The sequence below is a fragment of the Sphaerotilus montanus genome (genome assembly GCF_013410775.1).
Lineage (GTDB): Bacteria > Pseudomonadota > Gammaproteobacteria > Burkholderiales > Burkholderiaceae_C > Sphaerotilus > Sphaerotilus montanus.
This window is the reverse complement of sequence record NZ_JACCFH010000002.1, coordinates 112,470-125,002: the sequence shown is the minus strand read 5'-3', so window position 1 is coordinate 125,002 and position 12,533 is coordinate 112,470. Positions and strand designations below refer to the sequence as shown.

Below are 12,533 nucleotides of genomic sequence, written 5' to 3'. Positions count from 1 at the left end.
GGGGGCGATGAGAGGAGCAGCCCAGGCGCTCAGCGCATCTGGATGACGGACGCCTGCGGGAGCTGACCGGGATTGAGTTCAGTCTGGGCGAAGACGAACTGCAGGCCCTGGAAGGTGGTGCGGTAACGCAGCGAGCCGGCCTTGTCCGAGATGACGTACTTGCGCCCGGCATAGTCCACGCTTGCCGCTTCCGGCTCGGTCAGATCGGACGCTGCTTCGATGCGCAGCACCGCGTCGCGCTGGCCTTCCGGCAGGCTCTCGCGCAGCGCCGCGGGCAGCGCGTCAGCGCCCGCACCGTCGTAGGCCATCGCATACAGGGTGCCTACGAAGGTGCGCAGCTTGACATCCACACTGAAGCCGCCTGCCAGGGCTTGATTGCCCAGCGTCTTGAACTGGGCCTTGGCTCCGTCTCGCGTGGCCAGGCGCTGCAACACCGCGCCAGCCCGATCGTCTGCCGTGATGCGTAGCGTCGTGCCCCCGGCGTCGGTGCCCGTGACCAGGGCGCGTGCGTACTGCAGCGTCTGCAGCGCCTCCACCAGCCTCAGGAAGTCGCCATAGTTATCGCTGTCCTGGGCGTCAAAGCCGTTGCGCAACACCGTTTTCTGACCACTCGCGTTCGTCAGCGTGACCTCGTCGGCGAGCATGCGCATGAGCGCCGTTGCCGAGAAGCCTTGCATCGCCAGACCCGAGAACGTGCGCGGATCGATCGGCTTCATGATCACTGCCGAGAAGCCGGGGCCGCTCAGCGGCGCGAAGTTGAACATCGGCGCCTCGGTGGCGCTGCCGCTTAGGCCAAGGGCGCGCGTGAACATCTCGGGCAAGGCGCCCGGCATGGTGCCGAGTGTGTGCGAGGCCGAACCATTGGTGCCGCGGGTGAAGCTGTAGCTGGCGGTGATGGCACCCATCTGCAGGAAGTACGGCGGGTGGCCATTGCGGATGCGTGCCAGATTCAGCAGCGTCTGCTGGTTGCCGACCTGGGCCTGGGCGTGCGAATAGTCGACGTAGCCCGAGCGCAGCGCAGCCGGGCCGCTGCAGCCAGCCAGCAGCAGCGTGGCGGTGGCCACCGACAGGGGAAGGAGACGGCGCAGCGCGGTGCGCGACGAAGTACGAGCGGACATGGCAGACCTCCGGAACAGGAGCGAAGTGGGTGGAAGCGGGGGGAAAGGTGCAAGAGACAGGCAGGCGAAGTGCCGGCACCGTGTGGCGGTGCGTGGGAAGCCTGGGTGGTGCCGGCGACCCTGAGGCCCTGATCATGGCCTCAGGGTTTCAGAAGGTCAGGCGGACGCGGGTGCAGCGTCAGGCTTGAGCGACTTGACGACTTCGGCGCCTTCCTTGACCTTGGCCTTGAACATTTCCTTGAACTGGACCGGGTCGAAGGTGTCGATCGTGCCGCCCGTCTCGAAGTGCTTGGTCAGCACCTTGCCGGTGGCGTAGGTCATCGCCGCCGAGGTGGCCGACACGCCGGCTGCACCGGCGATCGAGCCGAGCACCGGCACGGCCTTGGCCAGGCTGGCCAGCCCGGTCATGGCGAGCACTGCACCCGCACTGCTGACCAGCGAGGTCAGCAGCGAACGCACCAGCTTCTCCTTGAAGGGCACGTCATAGAGCTTGCACAGACTGTGTGCCATCTTGACCTGGATGCCCATGATGGCGGCTAGATCGACCCCCGGGATCGGGATCAGGCTGATGCCGGTGGCGGCGATGACGTGGTTCTTGACGATGTCGTTGGCCAGCAGCAGCCGGTCGGAACGCACCACGTCAGAGACCAGCACGGGAGCGGGGGTGGCGGGCGCAGAGGGTTCGACGACCGTGGCTTCGGCGTCGATGGTGTTGTGGTCAGCGGTTTGACTCATGAAAATGGTCTCCAGAGGTTGGGAGGAGAGAAGAGAAAGAGCGGTCGACTCCGGCTCCGGCGTCAGCGCCAGGGGTTCGAGCAGACCCAGCTCGACAGGTGTATGAGCGGATTTCTTCTTGCGGATGCGCAGTCCTTTCGGGGTGGGTGGAGGAAACTGGGGATGTCCTGGAGGTGGTCCGCCGTGCTCCCTTGTCTCCCGCCCCGAGCCTTCAGTGGCGCTCACGGCTTGACCGCCGGGGCTGATGTGGCAACGGGCTTCACGCTGGCTGCGGGGACGCCCACCGCTGGCGTTGCAGCCACTGGCGAAGGCTGGAGCGCGGACTTGGGCGCTTTCGGCTTGCGCTCAGGTTTGTCGCCTGCCAGCACGAACAGCAGACCCAGCACGGGTGACATCAGCAACGACGCCCAGAAATAGCCCCAGAAGCCCCACTTGCGATTGCGCCCCATGAGCGCCACGAACAGGCTGCCAAAGCCATACAGCAGGGGCATGACATACGGAGGTAGTGAGGACATGACTTCTTACCGATCAGAAGAGCTGGAGGGCGCCGAGGCGGGGAGCGGGGCCGACGAAGGGGCCGAGGTCGGTGTTGACGCGGCCGACGCCGCATCAGGTGCACTGGCCGCAGCGTCCGCGCTGGCAGCTTCCGAGGCGGCCGAAGCGGCTTCAGGCGCCGCCACCGGCTGACGCGCCTGCTTGGGCAGCGCGAACGTGGCCGCCACCGGCGGCATCTCCTCGGCGAACAGGTTCAGCAGCGCCGGGTTGCTCTGGTGTCCGAGGGCCAGCAGGCGCTGCAGATCGACCTTGACCGCTGGCAGGTTGACCAGCCCGCCGATCACGCCGTCCACCACCTGACGCGCCACCATGCGCTCGATGTTCTTGACCGCCGGGCCGAAGTAGTCTTGCCGCCCGACCTCGTCGACGAACACCGCCAGCCCCGGCGGCATGACGCGGTTGCCCGCTGCGCTGATGGCGAACACCGGCAGTGGCGCGGCGCGCAGCTTCGCGCCCACGGCCACGGTATCCACGAAGCTGAGGTCGTCGAAGCGGGCCAGCATCAGCGCCTGGGGCTGCGACGGTGACGGGGCGGTCAGCGTCTGCAGGCAGTGCGCCAGGTCGTCATCGAGTGCCTCGTCCCGCATCACGCAGTGCTCGATGGCCACGCCGGTGGCCTTGGCCAGGCGCTGCACCTGCTGGGTAACCTCTTCCAGCGTGTCGGGGTCGCGCGAGGCGATGAGCACCCCCAGGCGCTGGATCGGCAAGATGCGCCGCGCCATCTCGAACTGCAGCGTAGCCGTCTCTTCGAGCGACGCCTCGGCACGGAAGGACTGGCTGAAGCCCGCCGGCAGCGGTTCGCCCGTGAGGCGCGCCTCGGCCTCGGCGCGCTCCAGCTGGTAGCGCAGGTGCAGCCCCGGCAGCGGCTGCCACTCGCCCGCCAGCAGTTGCTGGAACTCGTAGCGCTTGGCCCGCAGCTCCCCACGGGCGTCGAAGGCATGCAGCCCGGTCACGCCGATCCAGTACGGCATGAAGCGCAGCGCCGACTGCACGGCCGACGTGCGCGTAGTCTTGGCCAGCTCGATGGCGCGCGCCAGCAGCAGCATCGAGTCGTAGCCCTGGGCCGCGTTGTGGTCCGGCTCGCGCCCGTGTGCGGCACGGAAACGCTCGACAAACGCGGCATTGCGCCAGCCGGTCTGGTTGCTGCGGTAGAGCACCGGGGTGATGATGTTGTGACCGGCCGCCCCCGCCGCGTCCTTGAACTCGCGCGAGTTCATGGAATCGATGCCGATGATGGGTACCTGCACACCGAGTTCGCGCAACTGTTGCACCATGCGAGCCCCCGGCCCGCTGGAGGCCGACAGGAACACCGCATCGAAGGGCTTGGCGCGGAGCTGTGCCACCAGGCTGCGGTAGTCCTCGTCGGTGGCGAGGAACGAGGCCCGTTGTGTCACCCGCACGCCGCGCGCCACGGCCGAGTCTTCGAACAGGAAGGCCAGCTCGCGGCTGTAGTCGTCGCGGGCATGCAGCACGGCGACCCGACCGTGGCCCAGCAGCGCCGTCAGGCTGGCGAGCTGCTCGGCCATCACCGGGCTGCTCGGGGCCATGCGGAAGACGTACTGGAAGTCGTGTCCGGTGAGGCTCTTCTTGGTGGCGAAGGGCGGCAGGAATACCATGCGGGCCGCCTCGTAGACCAGCGAGGCCGGCACCGCCAGGCTCGATGCGCGGTGACCCAGCACGGCCACCACCCGTTCGTCGCTGACCAGGCGCTGCACCAGCCGGTTTTCGGCCACCGGGTCTGCGCTGCCTTGCTCAATGCGCAGCCGTACCAGCCGCCCCAGCAGCTTCTCGGGTCGCTCGTTGAGTTGCGTCACCGCCAGCTCGATGCCCTTGACGTAGTCCGACTGCTGCGGGTCGGCCACCGCCGCCACGACGATGTCGGCCTGGGTGTCGAGCGCGTGCTGGTCACGGGCATCCGCCAGCGCGGCATAGTCCTCCGCCGGCCAGTGGCTCCACACGAACAGGCCGACCGCCACCGCGGCCGCCATCACGAGCAGGCGCTTCATGGCGTGACGTTGATCATCAGCTTGGGATCGCCCTGGGCCGTGCCCGGTGCGCCGCTCTGGCCGCTGCCCATGATCAGCGTCTTGGCATTGGGCGACTTGGCCAGATCCCGCATCGCCGCGATCTGCTCGCGCTGCAGCACCTTGTCCGTCAGCGTCTCGGCCACGATGGCGTTGTGCTTCTTGTGCCCCTCGGCCTCGATCGTCAGCCGCTCGGCCTCCTTGCGCGCGGTCTCCATGCGGAACTCGTAGGACTTGAGCATCTCCTCCTGGGTCAGCTTGTCCTCGATCGCCGCCTTGAGCTTGTCGGGCAGTTGGATGCTGCGGATGATGATGTCCTCGACCTGGATGAAGTTGCGCCCTACTTCATCCAGCGCAGCCAGGATCGCGCGCGTGAGCAGCCCGTCCTTGTTGGTGTAGACGTCCTCGGCGACGTATTGGCCAAGCTGCTTGCGCATGACGGACTCGACCTGCGGGATGATCACGCGCTGGGCGTAGTCCGGGCCGATGCGCTGGTGCAGCACGCCCAGCATCTCGACCTCGGGCTGGTAGCGGATCGCCAGCGCGAGTTTCACGCTCAGGCCCTTGGCAGTGAGCACCTCGAACTCGTGCAGCGTCACCTGCTTGCGCGTCTCGTACAGGTTCATCGTGTTGAGCGGACTGATCAGGTAGAGACCTTCTCCGTAGACCCGGTCCACCTCAGTGCCTGAGAACAGGCGGAACAGCACTCCGGTCTGCCCCGGTGGCACCACCACGACCACGCGGTTCCACAGAAAGATCAGCAACAGGACCAGCAGCAGATTCGTGACGATGAAGGACGGCGTGTTGTCGTGCAGCCAGAGCGAGAAACGCTGGCGGCGCGTCAGTGGCACCTCGGGGGCGTCGGCCTCGGTGCCTGCATCGGCCTTGAGGTCGTCGAACCATTCCTTGGGAGTGGTCATGGGAACACGGTCCTTGCGGGGCGGATGCCCGGCTCAGGCGACGATGCGGCCATCCTGCAAGCGGATGAGCCGGTCGGCGCAGTCGAAATAGGCGTCGTCATGCGAGACGACGATGACGGTGGTGCCACGCTCGCGCAGCCCGGGCAGCAGCTCGCGGTAGAAGCGGCGGCGGAACTCGGGATCCTGGTCGGCGGCCACCTCGTCGAGGATGCACACCGGCTTGTCGCGCAGCATCGCGACGATGAAGGCCAGGCGCTTGCGCTGGCCGGTCGAGAGCGAGGTCTGCGTGAAGCGGCCATTCCTGAAGCGGGTCTTGTGCGCCAGGCCCATCACGGCCAGCCAGCGCTTCACCTCCCTAGGATCGACGTTGTCCAGGCCGTGCAGCCGCTCGAACAGATGGAAGTCGGTGAAGACGATCGAGAAGAGTTCTCGCCAGTCTTGGCGTGCGTCGGCGTCGACGATCTGGCCATCCAGCAGCAACTCGCCCGTCACCGGTGCGTACAGGCCCGTGAGCAGCTTGAGCAGCGTGGATTTGCCTGAACCGTTGCCCCCAACGATGAAGACAAGTTCGCCGCGGCGGATCTCCAGATCGTGGGGACCGGAGCAGAAGGTGACGTCCCCCGCATCGTCGGTGTAGTGGAAGCTCACACCTTGAAGGGCCAGCCGCTCGAAGGTGGGTGTGTCCGATGCTTGAGGATCCGAATCATCCTCAGCCTCGCAGTCTTGGGCGGCGGCATCGATCTCGGCCTCCAGCGCGTACAGCCCTGCCACCGCCGCCTCGGCACGCGCCAGCATCGGCAGCGTGGTGGCGAACGCTGTCAGCGGCCCCATGAGCGAGAGCACCGTCGTGAGTGTCTGCTCGACGGTGTCGCCACGGCTCGACCAGATCTCAGGCAACAGGAACACCAGCGCGGCCAGCAGCACGTAGAAGATGCCGTTGGAAAACTGCAGGTCATCGACGGTGCGCCGGTGGATGTGATGGCGGGGCGCGTGGGCTGCTCGGGCCCGCTCGACCAGTTCTGCCTGGAGGGCATCACTGCGTGGACGGTGCAGCTTGACCTCCTTGAAGCCCCGCACCAGGTCGCCGAACAGGGCGAAGAAGCGGCCTTCGCGCTCGGCCGACAGCCGTGTCTCGGCGGTCGCCTGCTGGTAGTTGTGCATCAGCTTCGGAATCGCCAGCACGAACACCAGCGCGACCAGTCCGAAAGCGACCGGATCTTTCCAGAGCATGTAGACGCTGCTGGCCGCGAACAACGCCAGCGACTGCAGGCAGTACAGGCCCCGCATGACGGCGTCTGCTACAAGCCGAGTGTCCTGGCTGAGCAGCGAGAAACGGCCACTGGCCGCTTGGCGCTCGACGTAGAGCAGGTCCGCCTGCAGCAGCCGGGTGGCCAGGCGGGTCTTGACACGCTCCAGCGCCTGCTCGGAGGCGGTGAAACTCTGCTTGAGCGCCCGGCGCAGGCTGACCACCCAGGTGGTCAATCCAATCAGGTACACCGTCAGCAGCACCGAACGGGTGAGCGTGAGACCTTCGCTCGCCGAGTTGGCCCCGACGTTGGCCAGCACGATCACCAGGCCCTCGGCCAGCCCCGACAGCACCATGGCCACCAGCATCGGAGCCCGCCGCTGCCCGGACTCGCGGCGCAGGAAGTCCAGCAGGTGGCTTTTCATGCTGGCTCCCCGGGATGGCGGCGCTCGTCGGCCACGATGTGCCCGGCATCGAGTCTGAGCAGTCGATCGGCGCAGTCGAAGTAGGCGTCGTCATGCGAGACGATCAGCAGCGTCCGTCCCTGGGCCTGGAGTTCAGGCAGCAATTCCTCGTAGAAGCGCCGGCGGAACACGGGATCCTGGTCGGCCGCCAGTTCGTCGAACAGGCAGATCGGCCGGTCTTCGAGCACTGCAGCGATGAACGCCAGGCGCTTGCGCTGGCCGGTCGAGAGGTCGGTGTTCGTGAAACGCCCGCCCTCGCAGCGTGTCTTGCCCGCCAGCCCCATGCGCTCGATCCAGGCGTTGACCACCGCGTCGTCTACGGTCTCGGGCAAGCCGTAGAGCCGGTCGAACAGGTGGAAGTCGGTGAAGACGGTCGAGTACAGGCTGCGGTAGGCCTCCAGCGTTCGTGGTTCGACCGGCTTGCCGTCTAGCAGCACGCAGCCCTCCTCTGCCGGATACAGCCCGGTGAGCAGCTTGAGCAGCGTGGACTTGCCCGCCCCGTTGCCGCCGACGATGAAGACCGTCTCGCCCGCGCGCAGGCGCAAGTCATGCGGGCCGGAGGTGAACAGCGGCGCACCTTTGGCGTCAAGGTAGCGCATGCGCACGGCGTCGAGGCGAATCTCGTCGAAGCTGTGCAGCGGCTCGGTCGGTCGACGGTGGTGGGGCTCCAGGGCCGCATCCAATCGGGCTTCGAGCGCATAGAGGTGGCTGATGCCGGCCTCCACCGCCGCCATGCCAGCCAGGCCCTGGGTGATCGCGCCGATCGGCCCGAGGATGTAGAGCATGGTGGCGACTACCTGGTGCGTGGTCTCATTGCTACTCGGTACCACGATGGGCAGAAGGAACACCACCGCCAGCAGCAGCAGCATGAAGACCAGACCGCCGAACAGGTGGTCAAAAACCGTGTCCAGGTTGGCCTGCAGCTTGTGGGCATGCGACTGCGCCGCCACGTCGGTCAGGTAGGTGCGCAGGCCAGTGCGCTCGCGACGGCTGAGTTGCAGCTCCTTGACGCCCTGCACGACGTCCAAGATCGCGCGCTGCACCGTGACTTCCTGTTCGTGGGCCTGCTTCATGGCGGAGGCGATGGCCGGGTCGCGCACTTTGCTCACGATGATGTAGCCGACCACCACGACCACCACCGCCAGGCAGGCCAGTGGGGACAGCCAAGCCAGGTAGAGCACTGAAAAGGTCAGCGTCACCAGCGCCTGCAGCGTCGTGACCACCTGCGAGCCCGCCTGGGAGATGACCTGGGTGTCCTGGGTCAGTGCGGAGAAGCCGGGAAGCCCGCCGGCCTGCTCGACAAGGTGCAGCGACGCGCGGCGCACCTTGTCGGTCAGGCGCAGCCGCACACGCTCGATGGTGTGCTCGACCGCACCCATCGCGTCGAGCATCGAGTGTCGCTGCGCATAGGCATGCAGTGCCAGCGCGACCACGTACACAGCAAAAAGGCTGCTGTCACGATCCGAATCACCGGCATGAGCCGCGGCCATGTTGAGCAGGCCCAGCATGAGCGCGTTGCAGGCTCCTGTGAGCAGTGACATCACGAGAATGCGCCGCTTGGGCACACCCGCTTCTTGCGTCAGAAAGCGCTTCAGTTGCTGCATCGGTGCTGATTCAGCGCGCCATCACGCACACACACGAACCAGTCGGCCTGTCGGTGATCGAGGCTTGCGCTAGGCTTCGTTGATGGCGGCAAAAGCTGGCGAACATGTGTACAAAACAGTCAGGTATGACTCGTGGAGCGAATGCGCCACAGCGGGCGAAATTTGACTGATCAAATAAACCAATTCAGGCGCCAGAAAGTGTGACCTGCTTGCTTGAAATTCGTTAATTGTTCACTTAAATCAATTCTAGTCGGCAATCGTTCTTTCTTTGATTGATCAGATCTTCTTGTTACTTGTCGTTTCTTCTTGAGTGACCCATGTCTATTCCTTCGCTGGATTCCCACACCATCGGCTTCGTGGCAAGCCTGCTCTATGTGCTGCTGCCGCTGGGGGTGTGGTTCATCCTGCGCAAGCAGGACGACCCTGTCCGTCTGGGCATCTGGGTGGCGGGCAACATCGCCGTGGGGTTGTTCATCAGCCTGGCCGCAGTCCGGCACGGCACACCACTGCCCACGGGCCTGCTGCTGCTGAGCGTGGCGCTCGGGTTCGCCGGCACGATGCTGCGTGCCTTGGCCATGCACCACCACCTGGGAGAGTCGATCGCCTGGCCACGGGCACTGGCCGTTCTGGTGGCCCTGATGATCGGCTTCGAGATCAGCCGACGCACCAGCCTGGTGGACCGCGCGTTCTATGTCGTGCTCGTGATGCTGATCGGATCGCTGTGGTTGTGCGCCGTGTCGAGTCGACTCGGCCGCGTGCGCGCCAGTGCCAGCGCGCACGCCATGTCGATGGCTTACGGGTGTGCGGCCATCCTGCTGTCGCTGAGGATCTGGAACATGCTGTTCGGAACTGGCGAAGCCCTCACCCTCGACCGCAGCACGAACTCGGTCCTTCTGACGCTGGTGATGATGTTCACGGCGGCATTCGGCAACATCGCCTACATCGGCATCACGTTGGAGGGCGTGCATGCCCGCGAGCTGACCCGCCAGCTCGACATCGAACGCCTCAGCCAGTCCCAGCGCCAGAGCCAGGCGCAATCCGAGCGGCTACTGTCCTTGCTGCGCGAGCGCGACGAGATGTTGAACCTGCTCGCCCACGAGGTGCGCCAGCCGCTCAACAACGCCTCGGCCGCCTTGCAGAGCACACGGACCGTGGCGACCGAGGCCCCGGCTGACCTCGCGCCCCGCCTCGTGGGCCGCCTGGACCGGGCTCGCAACGTCATCCAGCAGATCACCAGCATCCTGGACAACACGCTGGCGGCCACGACGCTGCTGTCAGCCGACGGCCGGCTCGCCCTCGTGGAGTCGGATCTGGAGACCCTGGTCGAGCTGTGCCTAGCCGACATCATGCCGTCGGCCCGTCTGCGCATCCTGGTGGAGCATGACCCGGGTCTGCGGACAGCGGCATTTGATCTGGGGCTGATGCGGCTCGCATTACGCAACCTGTTGGTCAATGCGCTGGCGTACTCGCCCTCCAACTCGTCGGTGGTACTGCGCCTGAGCGAGCGAGAGGAGCCGCTGGCGATCGTCTTCGAGGTTTCCGATCAGGGGCGGGGCATTGCCGAGGGGTTCAGGGCGCGGGCGTTCGAGCGGGGGGTGCGGGGCCCTGAAAGCACCGGAACCGGCCTGGGTTTGGGGCTGTACATCGTGCGACGTGTGGCCGAACTGCACCGCGGTACCGTCGAGATCCTCCCAGGTGAATCTGGCAGACCGGGTGCGCACCTGCGGCTCACGATCCCGCAGGATCGGCCCATCTGATCTGGATGCCGCGCCGGATGAAGCGCCAGGCCCGGGTTCAGATGGCGCGCAGTTCAGCCTTGAATTCGTAGCCCACTCTGGCGACCGATTGCAGCGGTACTGGCAGCACCGTGGCCCGCTCGATGCGGCGACGCAGCCGATAGATCGTGCCGTGCAGCCAGTTATCGTCGGCGCCACTCGGGTTGCGGCCCAGCCGTTTGATCAGCACTTCGCGCGCCACTGGCTGGCCGTGGGCTTCCAGCAGGCACTCCATGACGGTCATGTCACCACCGCTGAGTTCTATGCGGCTCGTGTCCGGTGCGATCAGCAGGCTGGCGCGCCGGTCCAGTTGCCAGGCCGAATTGACCTGCGCCATAGCCGCCGTGCGCCGGCAGATCGCCCGGATGGTCAGCAGCACCTGCTCGAAACTCACCGGCTTGCTCAGGTACATGTCCGCCTGCGCGTCGATGACCGACCGGAACACGTCCGGCGTGACCTTGCCGGAGATCACCACGATGCCGACATTGGTGCGCCGCCGCAGCAGTCGGATCAACTGGATCCCGTCGACCCCCGGCAGCATCAGGTCCACCACGTAGAAATCGTACCCATACGGTGCATCGGTGGTCAGCAGGTCGTCGCTGTCCGGGAAGACATCGACCTTGATGCCCTGTTCGCGCAGGTACTGGGCCAGGAATTCGACGAATTCGGAATCGTCATCGATCAGGGCAAGGGTGCTGGGTAGCGTGACCATTGAACGGATAAATTTGCGGGGCTGGGCATGGACTCGCCTGGTCGGCGGTGCCCTGACGCCCCATTGTGGATCACGCGGTCCGTGGTACGACGCCTATCCTGTGACAGCCTGTCCGGACCGGATCCCGGGGGCACCCAATGCAGCGTCCATCAGCAACTGAGGTTGCTGCCAAAGTGAAAAATGCCCTCCGGGGATGCTCGTGCAGTGCAGCAGTCCTTGGGTGAAATCCGCCCAGCGCGCCACCTGCTGCGGCGTGGCGTGCTCGTCGTCCTGGGCCGCCAGGGCCGTGATGGGACACCTCAGGCGCGGCCACCCTGGCCAGGCCGTGGCGGCTTCGCGCAGGCGCCGAACCAGCCGGAAGTCCGCCCTGAGCATCGGCAGCAGCATGTCCAGCAACTCCGCGTGCTCGAACACGGCGTCGGGGGTACCGCCCAGGCTGCGCACGTAGGCCGTGAACTCGGCGTGATCCATTCGGTCGGGATCGATCCGTGCGGGGTGGTCCGGGCTGCCGCAGGCGGCCACGACCAGGCGCTCAGGGGTAGGCCCGCCTGACGACTGTAGCCGGCACGCCAGCGCATGCGCGATCAGCCCGCCCATGCTGTAGCCCATCAGCACGAAGGGGCAGTCCAGCCATGGCCTGATCGCCGTGTGCAGTTCCGTCAGCAGCACATCAGGGTCGTCCATGGAGGGTTCTGCAAAGCGTCCTTCGCGACCTGGCAACTGGATAGGGCACAACTCCACATCGGCTGGCAATCCTGCACGCCAGGTCCGGTAGATCGAGGCAGAGCCACCCGCGTAGGGCAGACAGAACAGCCGCAGGCGGGGCGATTCACAAAGACGCGGCTGATGCAACCACGGCGTGAGAAACGGAATGGAACGCAGGCGCATGGCAGGCGGGCAGTGGAGGAGGTGCAGGACGGGGGGATAGGACTTGGCGTCGGGGGCGGGCCACAGCCGCACCTTTTTTATTGCACCAGATATGACGAATCAGTTTTTCCGGCGGCAGGTGCATGCGCCATTCAAGCTGCTTAAAGCTGCATTTTCACGGAGATTTTGTGCTGAAGCAGCCCAAAACGCATTGACAAACGCGTTTTGTACATTTGTTTGTGATCATTTGTTTCAAATGAGGGGCATTTTTTGTCTTTCTGCCTAAGATGAGGGAGTGAAAAAATCACAAACAACTGATCACCATGTTTTTTATAAAGTCAGTAGTGATCGTGTGGTGCTTCTGAATCTTGAACGTCACGGCTTGAGCCACTTCATGCGGGCTCCGCTGCGTCCGCGCTCGCCTGCCGCCTTGGAAACGCCTTTTGCCGGCAGATGTGATCGATCAACCGCAGACCATGGTTGATTCCTCGTCGCGCACTGCGCTGCCCCACC

General features: G+C 65.6%; 10 protein-coding genes. 1 reads left to right on the top strand and 9 read right to left on the bottom strand.

Translation table 11 applies throughout. From position 1 onward, the window contains the following. Positions 1–29: 29 nt before the first annotated feature. From BDD16_RS22420 to BDD16_RS22390, 7 genes are all read right to left on the bottom strand, one after another. A complete protein-coding gene (locus BDD16_RS22420) occupies positions 30–1,118 on the bottom strand; it encodes a hypothetical protein (RefSeq protein WP_179636354.1) in 1,089 nt (362 codons plus the stop codon). Positions 1,119–1,274: 156 nt separating this feature from the next. Continuing rightward, positions 1,275–1,853 (bottom strand): YcjF family protein, encoded by a 579-nt coding sequence (locus BDD16_RS22415; RefSeq protein ID WP_179636353.1) that lies wholly within the window; start codon positions 1,851–1,853, stop codon positions 1,275–1,277. A gap of 221 nt (positions 1,854–2,074) precedes the next feature. Next, positions 2,075–2,344, bottom strand: a complete 270-nt coding sequence (locus BDD16_RS22410) for a hypothetical protein (protein WP_179636352.1) — start codon at positions 2,342–2,344, stop codon at positions 2,075–2,077. 30 nt (positions 2,345–2,374) lie between these two features. Next, positions 2,375–4,414: an ABC transporter substrate-binding protein gene (locus BDD16_RS22405; protein WP_179636351.1), complete on the bottom strand. Its 2,040-nt coding sequence runs from the start codon at positions 4,412–4,414 to the stop codon at positions 2,375–2,377. Next, the gene (locus tag BDD16_RS22400; protein ID WP_179636350.1) at positions 4,411–5,352 is read right to left on the bottom strand and encodes a prohibitin family protein; all 942 of its coding nucleotides are present in this window, start codon (positions 5,350–5,352) and stop codon (positions 4,411–4,413) included. Before BDD16_RS22400 ends, BDD16_RS22405 begins: the two co-directional genes overlap by 4 nt. A 33-nt stretch (positions 5,353–5,385) precedes the next feature. After that, a complete protein-coding gene (locus BDD16_RS22395; RefSeq protein ID WP_179636349.1) occupies positions 5,386–7,023 on the bottom strand; it encodes a cyclic peptide export ABC transporter in 1,638 nt (545 codons plus the stop codon). Then, on the bottom strand, positions 7,020–8,603 hold the full coding sequence (locus tag BDD16_RS22390) for a cyclic peptide export ABC transporter (protein WP_179636348.1): 1,584 nt from the start codon (positions 8,601–8,603) through the stop codon (positions 7,020–7,022). Before BDD16_RS22390 ends, BDD16_RS22395 begins: the two co-directional genes overlap by 4 nt. 380 nt (positions 8,604–8,983) lie before the next feature. Here BDD16_RS22390 and BDD16_RS22385 point away from each other — a divergent pair, with 380 nt between their 5' ends. Next, positions 8,984–10,423, top strand: a complete 1,440-nt coding sequence (locus tag BDD16_RS22385; RefSeq protein WP_179636347.1) for a sensor histidine kinase — start codon at positions 8,984–8,986, stop codon at positions 10,421–10,423. Between the two features lie 37 nt (positions 10,424–10,460). Here BDD16_RS22385 and BDD16_RS22380 read toward each other — a convergent pair whose 3' ends face one another. Both BDD16_RS22380 and BDD16_RS22375 read right to left on the bottom strand, forming a co-directional pair. Next, positions 10,461–11,153, bottom strand: a complete 693-nt coding sequence (locus tag BDD16_RS22380) for a response regulator transcription factor (RefSeq protein WP_179636346.1) — start codon at positions 11,151–11,153, stop codon at positions 10,461–10,463. Positions 11,154–11,246: 93 nt separating this feature from the next. Continuing rightward, positions 11,247–12,041 carry a thioesterase II family protein gene (locus BDD16_RS22375; RefSeq protein ID WP_179636345.1) on the bottom strand — a complete coding sequence of 265 codons (795 nt, stop codon included), beginning with the start codon at positions 12,039–12,041 and terminating at the stop codon, positions 11,247–11,249. Between the last annotated feature and the right edge of the window lie 492 nt (positions 12,042–12,533).

Coding starts and splice junctions, on each gene's coding strand:
- BDD16_RS22420 (WP_179636354.1), bottom strand. CDS start 1,118: ATGTCCGCTCGTACTTCGTCGCGCACCGCGCTGCGCCGTCTCCTTCCC.
- BDD16_RS22415 (WP_179636353.1), bottom strand. CDS start 1,853: ATGAGTCAAACCGCTGACCACAACACCATCGACGCCGAAGCCACGGTC.
- BDD16_RS22410 (WP_179636352.1), bottom strand. CDS start 2,344: ATGCCCCTGCTGTATGGCTTTGGCAGCCTGTTCGTGGCGCTCATGGGG.
- BDD16_RS22405 (WP_179636351.1), bottom strand. CDS start 4,414: ATGAAGCGCCTGCTCGTGATGGCGGCCGCGGTGGCGGTCGGCCTGTTC.
- BDD16_RS22400 (WP_179636350.1), bottom strand. CDS start 5,352: ATGACCACTCCCAAGGAATGGTTCGACGACCTCAAGGCCGATGCAGGC.
- BDD16_RS22395 (WP_179636349.1), bottom strand. CDS start 7,023: ATGAAAAGCCACCTGCTGGACTTCCTGCGCCGCGAGTCCGGGCAGCGG.
- BDD16_RS22390 (WP_179636348.1), bottom strand. CDS start 8,603: ATGTCACTGCTCACAGGAGCCTGCAACGCGCTCATGCTGGGCCTGCTC.
- BDD16_RS22385 (WP_179636347.1), top strand. CDS start 8,984: ATGTCTATTCCTTCGCTGGATTCCCACACCATCGGCTTCGTGGCAAGC.
- BDD16_RS22380 (WP_179636346.1), bottom strand. CDS start 11,153: ATGGTCACGCTACCCAGCACCCTTGCCCTGATCGATGACGATTCCGAA.
- BDD16_RS22375 (WP_179636345.1), bottom strand. CDS start 12,041: ATGCGCCTGCGTTCCATTCCGTTTCTCACGCCGTGGTTGCATCAGCCG.